This is a genomic window from Cytobacillus sp. FSL W7-1323 (assembly GCF_038595015.1).
Lineage (GTDB): Bacteria > Bacillota > Bacilli > Bacillales > Cytobacillaceae > Cytobacillus > Cytobacillus kochii.
In genome coordinates this window covers 352,995-375,682 of the sequence record NZ_CP151998.1, presented here as the reverse complement: position 1 = coordinate 375,682, position 22,688 = coordinate 352,995, and the positions used below count along the sequence as shown (strand labels likewise).

Sequence of the window (22,688 nt, the reverse complement as noted above, 5' to 3'; positions counted from 1 at the left end):
AATAAAATTTGTAACCATCCTTCTCCTCTCCGCTTACCATAGATTTATCCCGATTCTTTCTATTTTTCATTCTCCTCTTTAAATATGATACAGTAAAGCTATACATAAAATGTTGGAGGAATACTTATGACATCAACTACTTACACAGGCTATGTTGGTACCTATACAAAAAAGGATAGCCAAGGAATTTACTCATTTCATTTAGAGGATGATCAAATTAAAAATATAGAACTTGCTGCTAAACTTGAAAACCCAACTTATTTAACGATCAGCTCGAATCAATCACATCTATACGCTGTGATGAAAGAAGGAGATTTAGGCGGTGTCGCCGCTTATGAGTTAGACAGCAGACATAGTGGGCTCACTTTATTAAACAAACACCTTTCTCCAGGTGCCTCGCCTTGTCATGTAAGTCTAGATCCAAAGAGTCAATACTTATTAAGTGCGAATTACCATAAAGGAACGGTTGACTATTATTCACTACTACAAAATGGCGAGATTAAAAACCTGCTAACTTCAAAAGAGATTCATGGTTCGGGACCACATGAGCGCCAAGAAAAACCACATACCCATTTCGCTGGACTCACACCGGATGAGAAGTATGTTGTTGCTGTCGATTTAGGGGCAGATGAAATCATTCTATTTCGTAGGGATGGGGATAAACTCACCAAACATTTTACTTTGGCAACACAGCCAGGCTCTGGACCAAGACATATCACCTTTCACCCCAATGGGAAATGGGCCTACTGCATGACTGAACTAAGCTCAGAAATTATTGCACTTCAATATGACACTGAGAAAGGAGAATTGAAGGAAATTTCTTATTATAAGACGATACCTGAGGATTTTTTAGAAAACAATCAAGGTAGCGCCATCCATCTTTCTCAAGACGGCAAATTTTTATACGCTGGCAATAGAGGTCATAATTCAATTGCGATATTTGCAGTCGCCGAAGATCGATTGCATATAACCTTTGTTGCTCATACATCGACATATGGAGATTGGCCACGTGACTTTGTATTAGATCCAACTGAAGAATACTTAATCGCAGCCAATGAACGGTCAAATAATTTAACTTTATTTAAACGAGAGGCTGAATCAGGGTTACTTCAACTATTGCAACAAAATGTTCCTGTACCTGAACCAGTTTGTGTGAAGTTTTTACCTCAACAACTATAAGTACAAAAATAAATTTAATTTCATAACTAATAATAAAAAAGGGGTGTTCTGCTAATGAATAGCCCTTTTTTGTATCCCCTCTATTGATAGGCGATGACTTTATTAACGTTCTATCACTAATAGGACATGCATAAACTAAAATAGGAGACTATTTAAGGAGGAGAAATGATGAATAAAGTTGTTTATCTAGTTGGAGTAGCCATCATTATTTGCTTTGTTTCATTAGCTGAATCCCCTAATTCAATCCTCCACCATGAGAACGAAAGAGAAAGTAAATATCCCTATTTTCCAGTAATTAATGAGAATAATGACAGCGAAGAAGTAAGTCAAACCGTTGATGAAACTGACCTTGAAGGTTTAGCTCCTACTTTAGAGCTTCAACTAGTGGACACAGTTTACAAAGATGATGTCATTGTTGAAAAATATCAACAATTCGAGGTTTATAGAAATGACGAGCAGGAAGTCATTAAAGCTATTCCATTGGATGAATATGAATACTTATCGTATCAACAATAGTTAGTCAATCAAAACATGGACAAGAAGTTCTATATTATCTGGCAAATTATAAGTAAGAATATACCCTTTTGTATACCCTGATATAAAACTATGACCATCCAATATTGTCGGGGAGGTAATATCTACTTCCATTCCCTTCCCTTCGATGGCTGATACTGAACCACCAGCAATCATATTCCCTAGTTCCCCACTAAAAGATGTTAACATTTCACCTTCTAAGTCCATCCCGAACATAGATTTCCCCAGCAATGAAAAAAGTGAACGATCACCACCAATGAACAATTTACCAGCTATGTCCCCTGAGAAACCGATGAATACCCCATATCGAACAAGGAATGAACCTTCTAGCTCAGTCCTACCCACTAATTCATGATTCATGGGAATTAGCTGTCCAATTGAAGTTTGGACACCTTTTAATAAAAGGTTCATTTTTTCTTTATCCTGTAAGACCTTTTCCATTGCCGGTCACCCCACATCAAAATAGTTGATAGTATCATAGTATATTATACCTGGTTCTTTTGCTATATTTTTCATTAAAAAAATACATGATAAAACTGAAAATAAATGAGCAAAAATAACTATTTTAAAATTCAGACACGAATGGTTTTATAGAGCGCTAACTTCTCTTATTCCCTTTTCAACAAACATTAAAACACATAACTTTGACAATTTCTATCCATTTAAGTATGATAATATTATTAAATGCGAAAGGGTGACTCTAAGTCAATGAAGTAAGAATCCTATTTATCGAAAACAAACAATTGAAGGTAATGAGTAAAGGAACGCTTTATTTTGCTATGCTTTCAAACAATGTTTTCAGAATAGGATTGCACTTCATAAGGTTACCCGTTGGAATTCTCCCAACTTTTTTAGTGTACCTTTATGCCTCCTATTCTGAAGAAATAGGAGGCATTTTTTTCGAGAATTTGTCTCCCAAAACGAGAGGAGATGATTAATATGCTATTATTAGAAGCCACTGATTTGAAAATTACTATAGGTGACCGACTATTAGCTACTGCAGAAAGAATAACTGTACAACAAAACGATCGTATTGGTTTAGTTGGCCGGAACGGGACAGGAAAGACGACAATTTTAGATACACTTGTAGGAAAAATAACTGCCGAAGAGGGACAAATCATCCGCAATGGCACAATGGAGTTATTACCACAATTAAAACATGATGATCAATACAAAAGTGGTGGAGAAACAACGCAACAATATATTAAAGAAGCACTAGCTAAAAACCCGGAAATATTACTTGCAGATGAACCAACGACCCATCTGGACACCTCCCATATTGAATGGTTAGAAAAGATTCTTAAGCATTGGCAAGGTGCCCTCATTCTTGTCTCGCATGACAGAACTTTTCTTGACCGTGTGTGTACAAAAATTTGGGAAATTGATGAGGAGAAAGTAAAGATATATTCTGGTAATTACTCGCAATATAAACAGCAGAAAGAATTAGCATTAGCAGAGAAGCAGCAAGCTTACGAACAGTATGAACAGAAAAAAGCACAATTAGAAAATGCCCTCACCTTGAAGGCTAAGAAGGCAGAGAGAGCAACTAAAAAGCCAAAAAATCTAAGTTCTTCTGAAGCACGGATCACAGGATCAAAGCCTTACTTTGCTAAAAAACAAAAAAAGCTGCAACAAACGGCTAAATCAATTGAAACAAGATTGGAAAAGCTTGAAAAGGTTGAAAAAATTAAGGACCTCCCGTCCTTACAAATGACCTTACCTAATGAAAAAAATACGAAGAACCGAATTATTATTAGAGCGGAAAACCTTAAAGGAAAAATAGCTGATCACCTGCTTTTTGAACCCGCCTCCTTTCAAATTCGCGGAGGAGAAAAATGGGCGATTATTGGTCCCAATGGCTCTGGAAAGACAACCTTGATTAAAAAAATTTTACAGAGGCAAGAATTGACTGTCTCTCCATCTTTAAAAATTGGCTATTTTAGTCAAAATTTAGATATTCTACACAAGGATAAAACGATTATTGAAAATGTTAAAGAAACCTCTATTCAGGAAGAAACGATTATTCGTACAATACTAGCCAGACTACGCTTTTTTCGAGAAGATGTATATAAAAAAGTCTCACTTCTTAGCGGCGGAGAACGAGTGAAAGTCGCATTAGCCAAAATACTTGTGAGTGAAGTGAATACATTAGTGCTAGATGAGCCGACAAATTTTCTCGATATTGAAGCTGTAGAAGCATTAGAAGAACTATTAATGCAATATAAGGGAACTATTCTCTTCGTCTCTCATGATCGCCGTCTTACTAATAAGGTAGCAAACAGGTTATTGATTATTAAAAATAAACAGATTGAAGTATTCAGAGGCAATCACGAAGCTTACGAATCCTATGAGCCCGAGGTGAAGAGGAATGATCATGAGGAAGAACGTTTACTCATCGAAACAAAAATAACAGAAGTCCTTTCACGATTGAGTATCGAGCCAACAGAGGAGCTGGAAAAGGAATTCCAGAAACTACTACAACAGAAAAAGAAATGGCAATAAGTTCTACAAAGGGACCCTACTTGTATGACATTCGGGTCCCTCTTTTTTCTTCATATAAAGCCTCAACATTTTAATTATTTCCACTTTTAATCAGCTTTAAAATCCTGTAAAATCCAATTAAGGTATATTTAACTACATAGAATTACGACATTCGTCCTCTTCCTCTTCAATCATTTATCCTTTGTTTAAACGAAAATCTTATAGTCAATGTAAACCATATTAATCTACCCTGAGGTGTCGACATGAAGCTATTGCAGATGAATCAACTTGAAAAAACAATCGGAAATACAATTATCTTCCCTAAATTCGATTTAACTTTATATAGAAATGAAATTGTTGCACTCCAATGCAATAACGAAGTTGGCAAACATCTCATCATGATGATGATTGGAAAGAACAGTATTTCAAATGGAAATGTATTATTTGAAGATACAGAGTTAAATAAGCATTTTAAAAGTCTATCTAATAGAATTGGGCTATCTCTACTAGACGACGCTCTCTACGACCGGTTAACTCCCAGAGAATTTTTAACTTTTTATAAGAACCTGCATGAAGTCAATATAGAAATAGAAGCTTTAATACAAAAAATAAATTTAATAGACAAAGTAAATACAAAGATTAGCAGACTTACGTTTTCTGAAAAGAAAAGGCTACACTTAGGAAGGGCAATCCTCCATCAACCAGATTTGCTTATATTAGAAGAACCCGACCAAAACATCGATATCGAAAGTAAAATTACACTACAGAAAGTATTAGAAGACCATAAACAACAAGGAAGAGTCGCCCTTATCATTACTAATAATTACGAAAGTGCACTATCAATGACGGATACAGTGTATCGTTTAAATGAGCACGGTCTAAAAAAAATCGAGATCATGGATGAAGAGAGTAGTCACCAGGATATCGAAGATGAAGAAGCACAGCCGCAACAAGATATGTTGCCTAGCGAAGAAATCGGTCCAGCTTCTTCAGAAAAGATTCAGAACATGAACAATCCATTGCGTCTTGAAAAAATCCCTGCAAAAGTGGAGGACAAAATCATCCTTTTTGATCCGACTGAAATTGTATATGTTGAGAGTAATGATGGCATTTCTCATTTACATGTAAATGGTGAAAGTTTCCCTTGTGCTCTTACGCTAAATACATTATTTGAGAGACTGCATCCATTTGGATTCTTTCGCTGTCATCGTTCATATATTGTTAATTTGCAGAAGGTGAGAGAAGTCATTACTTGGACAAGAAATAGTTATAGCCTTATTCTCGATGATGCGAAAAAGAGTTCAATCCCATTATCAAAAGGAAAATTAAATGAGTTGAAAGAGATTATGGGCATATAAGTTGTTTCATCTTGACTTTAACAACGAATGACACCCTATTTTCACCTACTTTCCTTGCTCCATTCACCGCTTAATTGCTTCCATTCATCTAAATATAGACGCTTTTCACCTTGATATTACTGTATTCATCCCATTTCACAGTTAATATTGAAGACAAGAAATGCAAAACGTGAAAAGGGGCCAATTAAATGGAAAATGTCATTGAAGTAAGAGACCTTGAAAAGTCTTTTCAAAACCAACTAGCTTTAAAGAAAGTAAGTTTTCAAGTAAGAAAAGGGGAAACAATTGGTTTCTTAGGACCGAGTGGTTCAGGTAAAACAACAACAATCAAAATCCTAACCGCTCAACTTCATGCAACTGCCGGAGAAGTGAAAGTGTTTGGTGAACCAATTGCGAAACTAAAAGATCCCATTTATATGAAGAGAATTGGTATATTAACTGATAATAGTGGCTTATACGAAAGGCTTAGTATATACGATAATCTCGCATTATATTGTGATTTATATGAAGTAGATAAAAAAAGAATCAATGAAGTGCTCACAACGGTAAATTTAATAGAAGAAAGTAAGAAAATCGTGCAAAAACTGTCCAAAGGAATGAAGCAACGAGTGACATTAGCTAGAGCCATGCTTCATAAACCGGATTTACTCTTTTTAGATGAGCCGACTTCTGCCTTGGATCCTGTAAACACGATGCATATCCACCAAGGGCTTAAAAAGCTAAACGAAGAAGGAACAACAATATTTTTAACTACTCATGATATGCAAGAAGCTGAGACAATTTGTGATCGAGTGGCATTCTTACATAATGGTGAAATCAGCTTAATTGATACACCAGAGAATATTAAAACACAACAAAGTTCTTCATCCATCTCCCTATTATTGCGAAACAATCGTAAAGTGGTTGTGCAAAAAGACGAAGCAGGTGCAAAAGAAATATATAACTATATAAAAGACGGAGAAATCGTAACCATTCATTCAGATGAGCCGACACTTGGAGATGTATTTGTAAAATTAACGGGGAGGAAATTATCATGATCTTTTCATTAAAACGTGTCAACGCTATATTTATTAAAGATTGGAAAGATTTGCAGAGAAATTCATATATTCTTTTTACTTTAGCCATCCCATTAGTTTTTGCAGCGATGTTAGGTCGCATGAATGCAGCAACAGACGTCCTTTCTACTTATCCAATTAATCTCGCACTAATTATTGCGGGTGCTTTTATCCAAGCTGCGATGGTTGCAGAAGAAAAAGAGAAAAATACTTTGAGGGGCTTGTTATTATCACCTGCCAGTACACTAGAAATATTGATTGGAAAAAGCGCATTGTCTGGACTGATGACCATCCTTGTTATTATCGGATCAATTATTTTCTCAGGATACACAGTCCCATCCCTTCCACTATTTTCTCTTAGCACTTTACTAGGCTTAGTCTTTTACCTTGCAACAGGAACGATTCTTGGACTGCTTTCACGGACAGTAATGGAGACAAGTATTATCGGTATGCCTGTATTAATTATATTCGGCATGAGCTCCATGTTTAAACCAATGGTTGAAAATGCAACCTTGATCAATATAATTGAGTTGTTGCCTAATGAACAATTAAATCAGATTTGGTTTGGTTTAAGTGACGGTAAGGGGGCAGCTGAAATCCTCATGAATTTGTTCATTTTATTCTTGTGGGTAGCCGTTTCATTCATACTCACCATCGTAATATATAAGAAACGTAGATTTGATTAAGGTATCGAGGTCGGATAGGTTCCCTCTCTCCGACCTCACCAATCATATACAACAAGATTGGGCCATTTCGCTTTCCATTTCCTTGCCTTATACTCATATATCTCCTTCGTGACGATTACTTTATTCGGTACTATCCTCATGTTAAACAGATCATCTAAATGATAAGGCGCATACATAGTCATCTTGTCATTTTTCTCCATTTTCACCCCTACCGCAGTAGCTGTTGTTGGCCAGCTCGCGATTGCCTCATTGATGCTTGTATAAGCAGGAATCGCAAAACCAAATTTTTCTTCATACCAGAAATGGACATTCGCTTGATTCTTTATATCTAATTGATATGGAAACGACTTGAGCATACTACTTAATATTTGCTGAAACTCCCTTTCGCTCAATTGGTTTCCCTTGTCATAGTAGACAAGGTCAATATCTGATATACCATAGTCGATTGCGTTGCCAGATAATTGATTCCACACGGTATTTGCCACACATCCCGCAGCTACATAATAATCAAAGGGTAAGTCCAAATCCGATAAACAACTTAATAAATGAATGATTTCCTCATTTTGTTCTAACATTTCCTTTAACTGTTTTTCATAATTAATCATCGTAGTATCTACCACCTTTATTGATTAAAAAGCAACTAACATCATATCTTATATAAGAGTACATTTACATTATTTGGTTTCACACTTGATTATAATTTTTAGGGAGAAGTCAAAATTCTCTTTTATTTTCCTTAGTTTAAGAACACTAGTATAATGACCTAAACAGTTTAAGCCTTCTTACTTATGATTGGAAGAAACAATAACAATGTCATAAATGAACCAACTACTTAATGGTACAATAAAGTTCAAAAAATCGAAATTGACGGAACCACTTTTGGAGGAGGACCTTTAATGGAAAAGATGAAGAAACGAATTGAAGTAGCTTCAGGTAAATCACCTGCAGACCTTGTCATCAAAAATGCGCAAATTGTTGATGTGTTTTCAAGTGAAATTATTTCTGGAGACGTAGCCATCACAGATGGATATATTGTTGGAATTGGTGACTATAAAGGAATAGAAACAGTTGACGCTCATAACCGTTTTTTAGCTCCTTCTTTTATTGATGGACATGTACATATTGAATCCTCCATGGTAACCCCTGTCGAGTTTTCAAAAATCCTCCTGCAGCATGGGATAACTGCTGTCATTTGTGATCCTCATGAGATTGCTAATGTCGTTGGTGAAAGAGGTATTGAGTTTATGCTTCACGCATCTGATGATATTCCATTTGATGCTTATTTCATGCTACCATCTTGTGTGCCAGCCACACCTTTTGAAAATGCCGGTGCTACATTAACAGCAAACGACTTATCTCCTTTTTATGAATATGAGATGGTGATTGGTTTAGCCGAAGTCATGAATTATCCCGGTGTGATGAAAGGCGATCACGACTTATTGAGTAAAATTCACGAAGCGCATGAAAGAGGAAAAAAAGTGGATGGCCATGCGGCGGGGCTAAAAGGAAAACAACTAGATGTGTATATGACAGCTGGTATCCGAACTGATCATGAAGCAACTACTGCAAAAGAAGCAAAAGAACGATTGCAAAAAGGGATGTACGTCATGATTCGCGAAGGTACAGCAGCAAAAGAATTATGTCGAATCCTACCAATTGTTAATGAGAAAAATGCACGTAGATTTCTATTTGTTACAGATGACCGCCATCTTGATGATATTATTAGCGAAGGTAGTATCGACTATATGATTCGGAAAGCGATTAAGAAGGGGATTGATCCGATTACAGCGATTCAAATGGGGTCTCTCAATACAGCTGAGTGCTTCGGGCTTAAGGAACAAGGTGCCATCGCTCCAGGATATAAAGCTGATTTCGTTTTATTAGACGATCTTGAGCAAATTGAGATTCAATCTGTTTATAAAAATGGACAATGTGTTTTTAGTGAAGGAGAATTAACTGATTTCCCTAAAGAATTAGAGCAAAAGGAATTTTCCCATCTCACTAATACCGTCCATCTTCCTGTCATTAATGAACAATCGTTTCACTTAGACATCGTCGGAGAAAAAGCCCATATTATTGAAGTGATACCGAACAGCATAGTAACCGACCATGTTATTGAAACCGTTCAGAAAGACGAACGCGATCGTTTCATCGCTTCTATCGAGAAAGATCATTTGAAAATTGCTGTCATGGAGCGTCATCATCATACTGGCAACATTGGACTCGGTGTCTTAAAAGGGCTCGGACTACAATCTGGCGCCATCGCAACAACGGTAGCCCATGATTCTCATAATTTAATTCTTGCGGGTACAACTGATAAAGATATGGCTGTCGCTGCCAATGCAATCCGCGACATGCAAGGTGGACTTGTAGTTGTCGATAAAGGAAAGGTGCTTGCTCAATTAAACTTGCCAATCGCGGGTCTCATGTCACATGAACCATATGAGAAAGTGAATAAGAGGCTAGTGGAAATCAATCAGGCATTGGATAAAATCGGAGCTAACCATACATTTAATCCATTCTTAACATTAAGCTTCCTTGCGCTACCTGTTATTCCATCACTAAAACTAACAGACCTTGGGCTCTTTGATGTCAATACCTTTAACCATATCTCTGTATCTGTAGAGAAATAACCTAATAAATGAGAATGACCCGAACTCGTTTCGGGTTACTTTTTATATTATGTTTCTCTCTTGAGAACTCCTTCTTGTGTTTTATCCAATTTTTCTATCTATGCCAAACTGACAATTTTTTTGTATATTACAGTAAACAGCTTACCCTCTCTTAGAGAGTCCTCCATTAGTTTTAAATAAAGCAACAGCAAGGTACTTCCCCACCTATGTCCCTAGCTGTTTCAACTTCACTCTCATATGAACTCGTAACTAATACATGTCCCTATTTAACCCAAAACATCAGCTTCTGGTTTAAGAATGCCATAACATACGAGGTCTATATATTTTCCATCTTTTCTTACATGTTTTTTCAACAGGCCTTCTTTCTTCATACCGGTCTTTTCAATTACCCTCATTGAAGCTGGGTTCGAATCGAATGAGCGTGCAAACACTTTATTGTAATTTTTTGCGCTAAAGGCAAATTCAATTAACGCTTTAGCAGCCTCTGTAGCATAGCCATTCCCCCAATATTTCTCACCAATCCAATAAGCAAGCTCTCCATGATTGAACGTTTGATGATGCGAGAGCGCAATTGCACCGTATAACTTGCCAGTGATTTTATCAGTTATTGCCAACTCAAACCGCTTATTATGATTGAAATCACTAAGATGATTTTCCATCCAAATAAGAGCATGTTCAGTTAAATAAGGATAGGGAAGATTTAAAGTACTTTTATAAAGATTATAATTGTTACATAGTTTAACAACTTCTGGTACATCGGCCTCATTAAACAAGCGAAGCATTAATTGGTTCGTTTCGATTTTATTTTCGTTATGATGATATATCACTAGGTACCCCTCTTTTAAAATAAATTTTGATACTACTCTCATTCAATTTTTTTCGCTATTCTCCTTCTCTTCACAAGAAAAACGCATGTAAGGATCTCTAAATTTAAGTTATTCGATACCAATATGAATAAAATAAAAAGACCTCATCCATCCTACAAGATTTGGTCCTTACAAAATTCAGTATTTACTTTTTTCATAATAGCTGCAAATACTTCCGATAAATCAGAAACATGCTCATCCCCTTTTGTTGTAAATGCAGGGCGAGGCTGTTTCCATATTGTATATATCCCCACTCCACCCGCACCGACTATATCATTTTTGAGATGGTCACCTACATATACTGTCTCATCTGGAGATACGCCAAGTCTTGAAAGAGTATGTTCAAAGATATAAGGATGGGGTTTCTTTACACCAACCTCTTCTGAAATAACAATTTCATCAAACAATGCTTCTATCTGCAATGACTTAATTACTTCTCGCTGAAATTTACTGTACCCGTTCGAGATGATCGCCGTCCTTAAGCCCTTCTTTTTCAACCTTTTAAGCAATGTGATTGCCTGAGGATACAGTTCGGCATGTAAAGGAAAATGAGATAAATAATCCTGCAGTAATTCTTGCCAAGAAAAGTTTATTAAAGAAAACTCTCCTACCATCTGTTGGTACACTTTATCTTTCCAAACATAGCCGCCTTGATCTAAATTAATGAACCTTTCTGCATATATTTTCTTATCTAAATGTGGAAAGAGTCTCTCTTGCTGATTCTCAATAAACGACAAAATAGCTGCCTTTCGATTATGAAGGGTTCCGTCTAAATCAAACATCACTGCTCTTACCATTACTTGATTACACCTCCAATTATTTCACTCGTAACTTTTGCCCAACTGTAATCACATTGATATCTTTCAAATGGTTCCATTCTTGTAACTTTTGCGCCGTTAGTTTAAATCTCTTTATGATAGTTGTGACTGTATCACCTTGGTGAACGGTGTAATAGTAATGTTTTTCCCCTGTCTTGATTATTTGTCCGACAGTAATCAAGTGAGGATTATGAATATGATTGATTTTTTGCAAGCTACTGACACTTGTATCGTGCACAGCTGCTATTTTTGAAAGCGTATCGCCAGATTTGACTGTATAGCTAAACTCTACCTCCTCTAATTGATTTAGGTTCACCCAAGATCCTGGCATACCTTCCACTTTTGATAGATTAAATATTTCTCCTACCTTTTTAAAAATATAATAACTCCCTGCCTTGTACAGGGACTTTTCTCGTATCTCTTTCTTTGCATCTTCAACCGTTACATAACCTTTTTTGTCCCTTGATAAATGATATTTAGGATTAGTATCATATTGTAGTAATTGATAAGTCTCAATGATACGAATGATTTTTTTGCTATAATCAGGATCTGTCGCATAACCTGATAACTGCACCTGCTCAGCAGCTTTTTTGTAATCTTTTTCTTCTAAAATAGCAAGGTATTTTTTTCGATCCCAAGATACACCATTCTTATAAAGCTTTGCTAAGTCCTCAATTGACTCCTCCCATGAAGGGTACTTTCTAAATGCCGCTACCGTTGTAACCATTTGCCCATCTATAAATTCTTTAGTCAACATCTTTACCGACTGTCCGTTATACTCACCCTTTATACCGAACAAATTATTACCTTCTATTGCCAATTTACTCTTCCCATGATTAGATTCATGCATAGCTTGTGCAATCACTAGTGAAGGCAGTATGTGATATTGTTTAGCTATTTTCTTTGCTAACGGAACGATCGCTTCAATAAAGTTCAAAATAAACACCTCTTTTTCACACTCTATTCCTAACAAGATGCTTTGCTAGGGCTTTATTTCTGTTTCTTGTATTTTAAAATATAATACAAAGAAAATAAGAAAATACTAGAAATAACAAACCCAGTCCCACCTAATAATCCAAGCAAGCGATTAGGCATCCATACAGTGGCAAGCCCAGCTAAAAACATAGAGATACCTATCATTGTATTAGAAATCGTTGTAAATAGACCAAATATAAGTCCACTCTTATCTTTAGGTGTCTCTCTCATTAGCATCGTATCAAAGCAGGTGTTACATAATCCAGAGAAAAACGCGGCCGTTATTAAAAAAACAATGGCCATCCAAACTTGTTGTGACTGGCTTAATAAGATAATACAAAATCCTTCGAACATCAGTGCAATTAAGGCGATTCTCATTAGATGATTTTGCAATTTCTCTGCTACAGGAAAGCTTAGCATTAAACCAATTCCTAATGAACCATAGAATATGCCGACACCAACATCTCCTAAATGAAATTCTTGAACTGCATACACACTTAATAACACATTATCAATGCCATTAAATAGAGGAATTAACAGTTCTGATAGAAAAATGATTAATAATAAACTCGAATGAAAAATAACATCTTTAACGATGAAGAATGAACCTTTCTTCTTATTTTTGGACATTGATTCCTCAGTTCTTTCTCTATCAAGAACGCGCAATTTAGCTAACAAAACAGCAGCAATTAAAAAGGAAGCACCATTTACGAAAAAGGTAAAATTAGCACCGAATAAAGAAGTGACCACTCCACCTGAAAACGACCCTCCAATAAGAACAACTCCTACCATTACTTGTTCAAGGCTATTAACTTTTATCATATTTTTTTCCTTCACCATCAACGGAATGGCAGATTTTCTTGTTGGTGCATAAATGGCTTCACCTGCTGCTAAGAAAAAACTCGACAAATAAACGATCCAGACAGATGAAACATCATTTACAAACACAAACGACAAAGCAAACAGGATACGTCCTAAATCTGTGCAGACTAATATTTTCCTCCGTGAAAAACGGTCTGCCATCAATCCTCCTAGTGGGCCAAATAACAGAAACGGAATGACTCTTATCGCTAAAGCAAGACCAACAGCAAGGCCAGATCCTGTTACTTGCAATAACAGTGCTAACAACGCAACTTGACTAAATCGATCACCTATTCCATTGAGAACACCCGCAAAGAATAAGCGCGCATAGTCTTTCTCTTCTTTTAATATGGAGATCATTCTCGTCCCCTCCTCATATAATTAGATAATCATCTAATTTGATGTTAATCTAATATATGAATAATCGCAATCTTTATTTCAAAAAAAAAAGGAAAGTGCTTCATTACGAAACAAACTTTCCAATCAATTTTTATTCTCTCAAATTATTTACACTCATTCTTGGGGGCTCCTCTAACCATCCATTATCGATCATAATTCTTATATTTTCTCTAATAAACAACATGATATCTTTTACAAATAAACCTAATTTGATGTTGATGTCATCTCTTAAGCTAAAGCCTGCACCAAATCCTTGACTACCGAGACCGAAATTACTTAACAAAAAGGTTAGATACATCATTAATTTATCAGAAAATGGTGGAATGTTAGACTTAGTAAGCGATAACCCATGAATTGTCGGCACCCTAATATCATCCTTAATTAGGATGTCATATGTTCCCTCCAAAATATCCTTGCTGAGCTCTTTCCCTTTAATAAAATAGTCCTTCACTTCTGTATGAACTGCCGTTTGAGCAAATCCTGTCATAAGCATCATGCCAACTGTATTCGTTTGAATAGACTGGTTTAAATAACTAAACTCAATCGTATTAATATCTCTTTTGTCACCAAACAGGCGATAACCTTTTGTATAATTTATATCTGAGACGAAGTCGACCGTTGTAGGGACATTAATCAAATTAGGTAATGGGTAATACCCCTCGTCAACCGCATAATTTAAGAACTTTTGATAATATTTCTGCGTTACATTTGTCATCTCACGATATAAATCAATAATATCATTTCGGTAGGACGTTGCTATATGAAGGGTGTATAGTCCCATGCTAATTTCCTTTAACACCATACACAAAAGAATATCAAATCCCTCTCCAAAAATTTTAGGAGCTTTCAAGTTCACATCGGCATTAGTGAAGCCTTGAGGTATAACAGCACCCTCATCATTAAATATCTGTTCAATACGGTGGACATTTGGCTCTAACTCAGACCATAAACCTTGCATAAGCTTTTTCGCTTTTTTATCCTCGGACACTTCTATAAAATGTTCTAAAACCCTTAATATCATTGTTTTCTTCTGATAAGTAATCCACAGTGCACCAATTTCTGTAGATGTCATTTTACTTCGATTGACCATTCTGTCACCTACTTTTATAAAATAACCATTCTTGTGACTAAGTTTTGCTATTCTCCTACTAAATATTCCCTTTATATCAAAAAAGCTAGAGGACAGGGATAGTCGTTCCCTTACCTCCAGCTTTCTAAATTATCCCCAAAGCATACGAAAACGCATAGCTGCATCAATTACTCTAGCTGTCGCTCCTTCATGCCTGGATGCATACTTCTTTCGATTGACACAATCAATTAACATTTGATCACATTGATAACAATGGCCATATCGATCAATGCAGGCATCATGTTTCTGACAACAAGAATCCACATAATTGATGGGCTTGCCTGGACCGCTACAACCCGGGCCACAATACCGATAACCTCCAGGCAAACAAAAACCTTTTTTATTAAACCTGTTCACTATTTTCACCTTCTTATCCTTTTATATATATTACAAACAGTAAGTCCATTTCGCCTGTGACCTTACCTAATAGGGGAATATTTTTTTATCAATTTATTTCAGTGCTTATTGGTCAAATAACATAAAAAAGCCAACCTATCCAAAAAGGATAAGTTGGCAACTATTGAATTCGACTAAACTTAATCAAAGTAAATATAATTGGAACTATCGTGGCAAGTAAAAACACTGGCAGAAACCAAATGCTTAAAGAGTCCGCCCATCCTAATGCTACTCTAATGGATTGTATAAGTATAAAGCCGAATAATGCGAGGCAAATATTCTTTATGACATTTAGCATTTTTCTACTCGTTAAGTAAAATGCGGCTGCATTTGATTCATTGATGCGTGCAGGGTAATTATGAATATGAGGAAACCGTTCAAATATCCCCATCATGAACCATAGAAACACGCCGATAATTGGTAAGATAAATAATTCATATTTAGAACCCCACCGATCAACTTCCCCTGAAGCATTGTAATGACCCGGTACTTGTTCAGGTATAGCTGACCAAGAAACAACTAAGAATACAATCGACCCAATGAATACAATAAGACCAAGTATGTCGCATCCCCATTCCCATTTAGTACGAGGCAATTTAAGTACTGGTCTATCCATACCCCATTCCTCCTCTTTCCGTTCGTCTTTTTAATACATACGAAGGAAAGATAAAAAGGTTTCATCCATTAGATAATCAAAGGCAACTAGTTCATACAGGGAATTACGCGATGGCTCTATCCCCCTTTTCATGAAAGGAAACAGGCGCGTCGTAATGGTAAGATATCAGTGTTGATGGCTCTGTTTGAGAAAAATATTGTCATTCATACTGTATGAGGTGAATCGCCTGAGACATGCGATCAACAAAGTATATGGTAAAGGAATAAAGAATGGTTCTTTGATAAGCAGTTTAACTTCACACTTTTCACCCTTTATAATGCAAATCGTAATAAACCTACGTACATTGTTTTAACGCTTGCGTGATATCAGCCATCACATCTACAGGATCCTCTAAGCCAACAGAAAGGCGGATCATTTCGGGACTCACACCCGCCTCCGCTTGTTGTCCAGGTGAAAGACGAGCATGTGTTGTACTCGCTGGATGAATAATGAGCGTTTTCGCGTCACCAACATTTGCTAAATGTGATACCAGCTTTAGTGAGTTGATAAACCTTTTAGCTGTACTGATTCCCCCTTTGATGCCAAATGTAAAGATTGCACCTGCCCCACTCGGAAAATACTTTTTCCCGAGATGATATTGTGGATGGCTTTCTAACCCAGGGTAGTTCACCCAAGAAATATGAGGTAACTCTCCTAACCGTTTAGCCAAAACTTGTGCATTAGCGACTTGCTTTTCTACTCTGACACTTAATGACTCCAGACCTTGAATAAATAACCAGCTATTGAAGGCAGACAGCGTTGCCCCTAAGTCATGGCCAAGTTCAAATCTTGCTTTAAGAATAAAAGCTTTTTCCCTAGAAATTTCAACATAGCTGCGATTACCAATAGCAGGCTTTTTCTCATTAAAGGAAGGAAATCTTTCGTTACTCCATTCGAATCTTCCTCCATCTACAATCACCCCACCGATTGCCGTACCATGTCCACCAATAAATTTAGTTGCTGAATGAACGACTATATCCGCGCCAAATGCAAGTGGTTTTAGTAAAAATGGCGTAGTAAATGTATTATCTACTACTAATGGTAGGCCGTGACGTTTCGCTATCTCACTTAACTTTTCTAAATGGGCTACCTCCATATTCGGGTTGCCAATTGTCTCTGTGAAAATCGCCTTTGTCCTTTTATTAATTTTTCCTTCTAAAGATGTAAAGTCCGTCCCATCAACAAAATGAACATTGATACCGAATTTACTAAACGTTTCTGCAAATAAATGGTAGGTACCACCATAAAGAGCCTGTGTAGAAACTATCTCATCGCCTGCTCTTGCAAGTGTTAAAAGGGCAATGGAAATCGCTGCTTGCCCAGATGAAACAGCAAATGAGGCTACGCCACCTTCTAACTGTGCCATTCTCTCCTCAAACACTGCATTGGTTGGATTTGCATTCCTTGAATAAATAAAGCCAGGCTCTTGCATCTGAAATAAGCTTGCTGCATGATCGGTATCTTCAAACACATAGGATGAAGTCATGTATATTGGTACGGCTCTCGACTTTGTAACAGGATCTGGCACTTGCCCCCCATGAAGCGCTATTGTATCAAACTGGTGATGATTCATTTTTCATTCTCCTCTCACATTTCACTTATAATAAACAAACTCGACTCGGAACCATCTATCAGTGATGAGCTTTTGAATATGCCAGCACAATGGTTGTTTTTTCATAAATTGAATTTGAAACATCAATTTTTTATGTCCAACACCTTTTTTCAAGAGCAGAAAAAAGACCACTTTCAATAAAAAGAGATTGTACTCTTCCATCGAAAGCCGCCTTTAGTCGTCTAATCGGCATAGATAAAGCCCCTCTTGCTAAAGAAGAGGGGCTCACGATATATCGCCATATCCTCAACTTATCTATCTTGGAATTAGCACCGTTACCTAGTTTTGGTCGGTTGCTGAGGCTTCAAAGGGCCAGTCCCTCCACCTCTCTTGATAAATTGAATTTTTTAAATTTTAAGAGTCATTAATTATTAATCAGAATAACCTTATCATCCGGCGCTGTCAACAGCTTTTTATAATAAATCTTTTATGCAGCACAAAGTCTTTCTTTTGCCTTTATTACTGACACCCAATATTCAACTGGAGATACAAAGGATTGCAAATAATTCAGCTCTTTATTATACATAAGAGCCTCCACTAAAAGATAAACAGACGTATCATTTAAATCGTTAACAATCATATCAAGCAAAGTTGCTTTCATATTCATAATATCTTCATAATCATCGATGATAGCTAACTTATCATCTAAATATGAAAGAAAAGCTTGTAAATGAACAACCTCTTCTTGTAATTCCTTCCACCCTTTATCCTCAGCTAATACGTTTACATAATTAACAAATTGATTGTACTCTTCATGACTATCTCTTTTAATTTTCTCTGCTAATATATCAAAAAATACATGATTGGACATATCCTTGCTGTTCACTATTAGAGCACCACCTTTACTATTTATATAAAATTATAGACCTTCTCTTTTAAATATTCAATAAAATCACATGAAACTATTTTCAATTAAGGAGTCGGGTGGTGTGTAGTTTTAGTCTAAATTAAACCAAGTAGCTGGGATATAAGGGGGATACAATAATTTCTAATTTTTCTTACGCATTTGAATGAAAGGTGAAATCACCCTTCCACTACTAGATGCATATCCAGCTATTTATGTAAGCTTTGTTTTGCCCTTTTACCCGGCTCATACTTCAATTTGATTCTTTGTTAGCCTTGTTCCTCTCTTTTACATGGCTCATACTTCAATTTGATTCTTTGTTAGCTTCGTTTCTCTCTTTTACATGGCTCATACTTCGATTTGCTTCTTTTTAGCTTCGTTTTGCTCTTTTACATGGACCATAACTAAATCTCTTTTAGCTATGGCAAATAACTTTCCCTTCGATGCAACCGCCTCATATAGAGTAGGATTCAATCATTCAGCCCCTCGCTCGATAGCCAAATTGTGCAGAGATTTCTTTTCCTACTTTTATAATAGATTGACTTTTATCTGCAGAGGGGTCTTTTGGAATCGACTCTGAGAAACCAACTACTGTTATCGCACTTAATAATTCTTGATTGTAATTAAAGATTGGTATAGACACAGAAGATACAGTAGGAATCAAAGGCTCCTTAGCAAAGGCAATCCGTTCCTGCCTTACGCGGTTGATTTCTTCTACCGCATTCCCTTTTCCTTCTTTCCCCATAACCTTAATCCAATCTTTAGTTGTTGCTGAATCAAGGAAGCTCTCGAATATTTTCCCAGTCGATGAAAGCGGTGGTAAAAGTGAACCGAGCTGTGCACCAATATTATAGGCATGTCCCGGGTTCCATATTTTCGAGATAATTGGACCATTATATGTCCACGTAGTTAATAGGCACGTATTGTCTAGTTGATGACTTAAATCCTTCAAATAGGGTAGAACACGTGAAATCACATCTTCCTGCCCTATAGCTGCCACCCCATATTCAATTAATTTACTTCCAAGTTGATATTGTCCATTATGTTTGTCCTTGTATAGAATGTCTAATTCCGTAAAAGTGTTCAAGTATTTATAAAGATTACTTTTTGTAATTCCTGTTTTTTCCTGTATATCAGATAACCTCAATGGTTCTCCGCTAGCAACTAATAGGTCAATAATTCTCATACCAACTTGGATCGATTGGATCGTAGCTTGTTTTTGATTTTTCATGTAAAAACCCCTATTTTATATTTTTTTTAGTATATCAGAAAAACACTATATTTTCTGATTTCAGCCATGTTTTGCATCCTTTTGAAAGGAGTTATTTTTCAAAAAGTTTAAAAAACCACAACAAATTCTCTTGAGTTTATCTGAAAATTAGGATACTATAAATTTATCATTAATAGATAACATCGTTCACTATTAATGGAATATTAAACAACCAATGAAGAAAGAGTCTAATAAACGCTCATTAATAAAGGTTTTATGCCTAACACTTCCACACAAAGCGTTTTACTCTTTGATCACGCAATTCCTAGACAAAAAAAACTTTTCATAAAGGAGTTTGAATATGAAATTAGTTACTTTCACTCACAATAACAACACACGTATCGGAGCAGTTACAGAAGGAAATGAAGTAGTAGACTTAAACTTTGCTTACCAAGCTTTCCTTGAAGCAGAAGGTAAACTACGTTCTGAATTAATTGCTGAAGCGTACATTCCAGCACAAATGGAAGGTTTCCTACAAGGGGGAAATGAAAGCCTTTCCATCGCAAAGGAAATGGTTGATTATGCATTAAATAATCGTGAATCGTTCAAACATCCACTTGTACATGCATTTGAAGATGTAAAAATCGAAGCACCTGTAACAAAACCCGGAAAAATTATTTGTGTAGGTCATAACTACCGTGAACATATTGCAGAAATGGGAAGAGAATTACCGCCTCACCCAGTAGTATTTGCTAAATTTGCCAACACAGTGATTGGACCACAAGATGATATTCCATTCTATCCAATTTCTGAACAATTAGATTACGAAGCTGAATTTGCTTTTGTTGTAGGTAAAAAAGCTAGAAACGTAGCAAAAGAAGACGCACTCAATTATGTAGCAGGATATACAATCGCTAATGACGTCACTTACCGCGATATCCAACGTCGCACACTTCAATGGTTGCAAGGTAAAACAGTTGAAGGTAGTGCACCAATGGGTCCTTGGTTAATCACTTCTGATGAATTACAAGATCCATCTGGTTTAGGTGTTCTTTTAACTGTTAATGGGGAAGAAAGACAAAAAACGAATACAGCCAACTTTGTCTTTGATGTTCCAACGCTTGTTGAATTCTTATCTAACTTAATGACTTTAGAACCTGGTGATATCGTATTAACAGGGACACCTGGAGGCGTAGGATTTGCTCGTGATCCTCAAGTATTCTTGAAAGATGGCGATGTCGTTCGCATTGAAGTAGATAAAGTCGGCGTTCTCGAAAATAAAGTTTCAAAGGTGGAAAAATAATTATGAGCGAAACGAAAACGATTCAGCAATCTATTGAGTCTATTCAAACATCATTAAATCAAATCATTGAAACCGTTTCAGGATTATCTGAAGAAACCATACGTTGGAACCCATCAAAAGAAGAATGGTCCATTATGCAGGTTATTACTCATTTAAACGAGGCCCTACCTTATTGGCTAGGTGAAATAGATACAGTTGTAAAAGCCCCGGGTTCCCAATGGGGACGAGGCTTACAGGACCCTGCTCGCCTTGCAGCAGTCGAAAATACTGAACACCAATCAGTTGAAGACGAATTGAAAAAATTATCGCAAATAAAACAAGATGTTCAAACCAAATTATCTGTTTTATCTGCTGACACATTGGCTCAGGAATCACCTCATCGTAACTTTGCAAAATTCGGTAATAAATCTGTATTCTTTATTGCCGATCACTTTATCGATGAACATGCCGCTGGTCATTACAACCAAATTCAACGTAACTTGTCTAAGCTAGCAAAATAATATTAAGGTGGCGAAATATTATGGCTGAAAAACATGCATATATGGAGGATCAAGACGTAAAGGACTTTACGAAAGAAATCCAAGAATATCATCTCGGTCCATTATGGGAAGCCATCCCAGCACTGATGAACCATACACCAAAACCACATGCTGTGCCATATTTATGGTCAGATGAGCTTTTAAAGAAAAAATTATCCGAAGCTGCTAAAATCTTCACACCTGACCGTGGTGGAGAAAGACGCGCGATTTACTTTCAAAACCCCGGGTTGACTTATAGACAACCATGGGGATGGGCTTCAACTACTCAAACATTGTATGCTGCTGTGCAGCTGCTACTTCCTGGTGAAGTAGCACCTTCACACCGTCACTCTCAAAGTGCTCTGCGTTTTATTACTGATGGAGAAGGAGCTTACACAATTGTTGAAGGTGAACGTATCTTCATGCAAGAAGGCGACTTCCTTATTACACCAAAGAACCTCTGGCATGGACATGGCCATGTAGGTGATAAACCAATGATTTGGATGGATGCACTTGATATTCCTACCATCTATTCAATCGGTGGTACATTCTTTGAACCATTCCCTAATAAGATTGAAACGCCGACTCGCCCAGATAACTTCTCTGAACAAAGATACAGTGGCGGAATGGTAAGACCAATTAATGACCGCTATTCAAGCGTGGCACCACTCGCAAATTACAAGTGGAAACGTACAGAAGATGCGATTAAAGGATTAACTAGATTTGAGCCAGATCCATATGATGGCTACGCTGTTGAATATATCAATCCATCGAACGGACAAACAGCTAATCCAACAATGGGAGCTTGGATGCAATTATTACCAAAAGGCTTCCGTACAAAGGCACATCGTCACACACATTCTACTATTTACCAAGTACATCAAGGTTCTGGTTATACAGTAATAAACGGTGAACGATTCGATTGGAAAAAAGGAGATTACTTCTGTATTCCAAACTGGGCATGGCACGAACATGTACCTGCTGAAGATAGCTACCTTTTCTCAGTAAATGACCTACCCATTATGGAGCGATTTGACTTAGAAAAATCTCAAAACCTTGAAGAAAACAACGGAGAACAAAAAATCATAGGCGAATTTAAAGCTTTCCGTTAATTGCACAAGAACAACCGGGCACAGTGCCTCGGTTGTTCTTAAAAGATTCGAAATATAAAAGTAA

23 protein-coding genes and 1 riboswitch are annotated in these 22,688 nt (G+C 36.6%); of the genes, 10 read left to right on the top strand and 13 right to left on the bottom strand.

The window, feature by feature from the left end; translation table 11 throughout:
* Window positions 1-126: 126 nt before the first annotated feature.
* Both MKX67_RS02005 and MKX67_RS02000 read left to right on the top strand, forming a co-directional pair.
* Complete coding sequence (locus MKX67_RS02005) at window positions 127-1,179, top strand: lactonase family protein (RefSeq protein ID WP_095370895.1); 1,053 nt, start codon at window positions 127-129, stop codon at window positions 1,177-1,179.
* A gap of 168 nt (window positions 1,180-1,347) precedes the next feature.
* The gene (locus MKX67_RS02000; protein WP_095370896.1) at window positions 1,348-1,695 is read left to right on the top strand and encodes a hypothetical protein; all 348 of its coding nucleotides are present in this window, start codon (window positions 1,348-1,350) and stop codon (window positions 1,693-1,695) included.
* On the opposite strand, the gene MKX67_RS01995 is transcribed toward MKX67_RS02000, so the two are convergent.
* A complete protein-coding gene (locus tag MKX67_RS01995; protein WP_095370897.1) occupies window positions 1,696-2,154 on the bottom strand; it encodes a chemotaxis protein CheX in 459 nt (152 codons plus the stop codon).
* Between the two features lie 498 nt (window positions 2,155-2,652).
* Between MKX67_RS01995 and MKX67_RS01990 the strand changes: the two genes are divergently transcribed.
* The 4 genes from MKX67_RS01990 to MKX67_RS01975 all read left to right on the top strand — a co-directional run bounded on the left by MKX67_RS01990 (window position 2,653) and on the right by MKX67_RS01975 (window position 7,293).
* The gene (locus tag MKX67_RS01990; protein WP_322910303.1) at window positions 2,653-4,215 is read left to right on the top strand and encodes a Vga family ABC-F type ribosomal protection protein; all 1,563 of its coding nucleotides are present in this window, start codon (window positions 2,653-2,655) and stop codon (window positions 4,213-4,215) included.
* A gap of 242 nt (window positions 4,216-4,457) precedes the next feature.
* Window positions 4,458-5,552, top strand: a complete 1,095-nt coding sequence (locus tag MKX67_RS01985; RefSeq protein ID WP_095370899.1) for a LytTR family transcriptional regulator DNA-binding domain-containing protein — start codon at window positions 4,458-4,460, stop codon at window positions 5,550-5,552.
* Window positions 5,553-5,740: 188 nt separating this feature from the next.
* On the top strand, window positions 5,741-6,589 hold the full coding sequence (locus MKX67_RS01980) for an ABC transporter ATP-binding protein (protein WP_095370900.1): 849 nt from the start codon (window positions 5,741-5,743) through the stop codon (window positions 6,587-6,589).
* Window positions 6,586-7,293 carry an ABC transporter permease gene (locus tag MKX67_RS01975; protein WP_307315563.1) on the top strand — a complete coding sequence of 236 codons (708 nt, stop codon included), beginning with the start codon at window positions 6,586-6,588 and terminating at the stop codon, window positions 7,291-7,293. Before MKX67_RS01980 ends, MKX67_RS01975 begins: the two co-directional genes overlap by 4 nt.
* A 35-nt stretch (window positions 7,294-7,328) precedes the next feature.
* On the opposite strand, the gene MKX67_RS01970 is transcribed toward MKX67_RS01975, so the two are convergent.
* Window positions 7,329-7,898, bottom strand: coding sequence for a nucleotidyltransferase family protein (locus MKX67_RS01970; protein ID WP_322910302.1), 570 nt, complete (start codon window positions 7,896-7,898; stop codon window positions 7,329-7,331).
* A 291-nt stretch (window positions 7,899-8,189) separates the two neighbouring features.
* On the opposite strand from MKX67_RS01970, the gene ade reads away from it, so the two are divergent.
* Complete coding sequence (ade, locus tag MKX67_RS01965) at window positions 8,190-9,926, top strand: adenine deaminase (protein ID WP_342488801.1); 1,737 nt, start codon at window positions 8,190-8,192, stop codon at window positions 9,924-9,926.
* A 266-nt stretch (window positions 9,927-10,192) separates the two neighbouring features.
* Here the strand turns inward: ade and MKX67_RS01960 are convergent, their stop codons facing one another.
* From MKX67_RS01960 to MKX67_RS01910, 11 genes are all read right to left on the bottom strand, one after another.
* Window positions 10,193-10,708 carry a GNAT family protein gene (locus tag MKX67_RS01960; protein WP_322910334.1) on the bottom strand — a complete coding sequence of 172 codons (516 nt, stop codon included), beginning with the start codon at window positions 10,706-10,708 and terminating at the stop codon, window positions 10,193-10,195.
* 197 nt (window positions 10,709-10,905) lie between these two features.
* Complete coding sequence (locus MKX67_RS01955; RefSeq protein ID WP_307315569.1) at window positions 10,906-11,589, bottom strand: HAD family hydrolase; 684 nt, start codon at window positions 11,587-11,589, stop codon at window positions 10,906-10,908.
* A gap of 19 nt (window positions 11,590-11,608) precedes the next feature.
* Window positions 11,609-12,547, bottom strand: coding sequence for a glucosaminidase domain-containing protein (locus MKX67_RS01950; protein ID WP_322910301.1), 939 nt, complete (start codon window positions 12,545-12,547; stop codon window positions 11,609-11,611).
* A gap of 53 nt (window positions 12,548-12,600) precedes the next feature.
* Window positions 12,601-13,806 carry an MFS transporter gene (locus MKX67_RS01945; protein WP_322910300.1) on the bottom strand — a complete coding sequence of 402 codons (1,206 nt, stop codon included), beginning with the start codon at window positions 13,804-13,806 and terminating at the stop codon, window positions 12,601-12,603.
* Window positions 13,807-13,936: 130 nt separating this feature from the next.
* The gene (locus tag MKX67_RS01940) at window positions 13,937-14,935 is read right to left on the bottom strand and encodes a DUF3231 family protein (protein WP_095370908.1); all 999 of its coding nucleotides are present in this window, start codon (window positions 14,933-14,935) and stop codon (window positions 13,937-13,939) included.
* 129 nt (window positions 14,936-15,064) lie between these two features.
* Window positions 15,065-15,331 carry a Parvovirus coat protein VP1-like protein gene (locus MKX67_RS01935; protein ID WP_095370909.1) on the bottom strand — a complete coding sequence of 89 codons (267 nt, stop codon included), beginning with the start codon at window positions 15,329-15,331 and terminating at the stop codon, window positions 15,065-15,067.
* Window positions 15,332-15,491: 160 nt separating this feature from the next.
* Window positions 15,492-15,986, bottom strand: coding sequence for a DUF1648 domain-containing protein (locus tag MKX67_RS01930; protein ID WP_322910299.1), 495 nt, complete (start codon window positions 15,984-15,986; stop codon window positions 15,492-15,494).
* A 334-nt stretch (window positions 15,987-16,320) separates the two neighbouring features.
* Window positions 16,321-17,598, bottom strand: a complete 1,278-nt coding sequence (locus MKX67_RS01925) for an O-acetylhomoserine aminocarboxypropyltransferase/cysteine synthase family protein (protein ID WP_095370911.1) — start codon at window positions 17,596-17,598, stop codon at window positions 16,321-16,323.
* A 287-nt stretch (window positions 17,599-17,885) separates the two neighbouring features.
* A riboswitch (SAM riboswitch) is annotated at window positions 17,886-17,977 on the bottom strand.
* A gap of 87 nt (window positions 17,978-18,064) precedes the next feature.
* Window positions 18,065-18,463 carry a hypothetical protein gene (locus tag MKX67_RS01920; RefSeq protein WP_095370913.1) on the bottom strand — a complete coding sequence of 133 codons (399 nt, stop codon included), beginning with the start codon at window positions 18,461-18,463 and terminating at the stop codon, window positions 18,065-18,067.
* A 366-nt stretch (window positions 18,464-18,829) separates the two neighbouring features.
* On the bottom strand, window positions 18,830-18,955 hold the full coding sequence (locus MKX67_RS01915; protein ID WP_267892260.1) for a hypothetical protein: 126 nt from the start codon (window positions 18,953-18,955) through the stop codon (window positions 18,830-18,832).
* 4 nt (window positions 18,956-18,959) lie between these two features.
* On the bottom strand, window positions 18,960-19,712 hold the full coding sequence (locus MKX67_RS01910) for an IclR family transcriptional regulator (RefSeq protein ID WP_095370914.1): 753 nt from the start codon (window positions 19,710-19,712) through the stop codon (window positions 18,960-18,962).
* 340 nt (window positions 19,713-20,052) lie between these two features.
* On the opposite strand from MKX67_RS01910, the gene MKX67_RS01905 reads away from it, so the two are divergent.
* From MKX67_RS01905 to MKX67_RS01895, 3 genes are read left to right on the top strand one after another with little or no spacing between them, the layout of a single operon-like run.
* On the top strand, window positions 20,053-20,994 hold the full coding sequence (locus MKX67_RS01905; RefSeq protein WP_095370915.1) for a fumarylacetoacetate hydrolase family protein: 942 nt from the start codon (window positions 20,053-20,055) through the stop codon (window positions 20,992-20,994).
* 2 nt (window positions 20,995-20,996) lie between these two features.
* Window positions 20,997-21,494, top strand: a complete 498-nt coding sequence (locus MKX67_RS01900; RefSeq protein ID WP_095370916.1) for a DinB family protein — start codon at window positions 20,997-20,999, stop codon at window positions 21,492-21,494.
* A gap of 20 nt (window positions 21,495-21,514) precedes the next feature.
* A complete protein-coding gene (locus MKX67_RS01895; protein ID WP_322910298.1) occupies window positions 21,515-22,624 on the top strand; it encodes a cupin domain-containing protein in 1,110 nt (369 codons plus the stop codon).
* The last annotated feature ends 64 nt before the right edge of the window (window positions 22,625-22,688 follow it).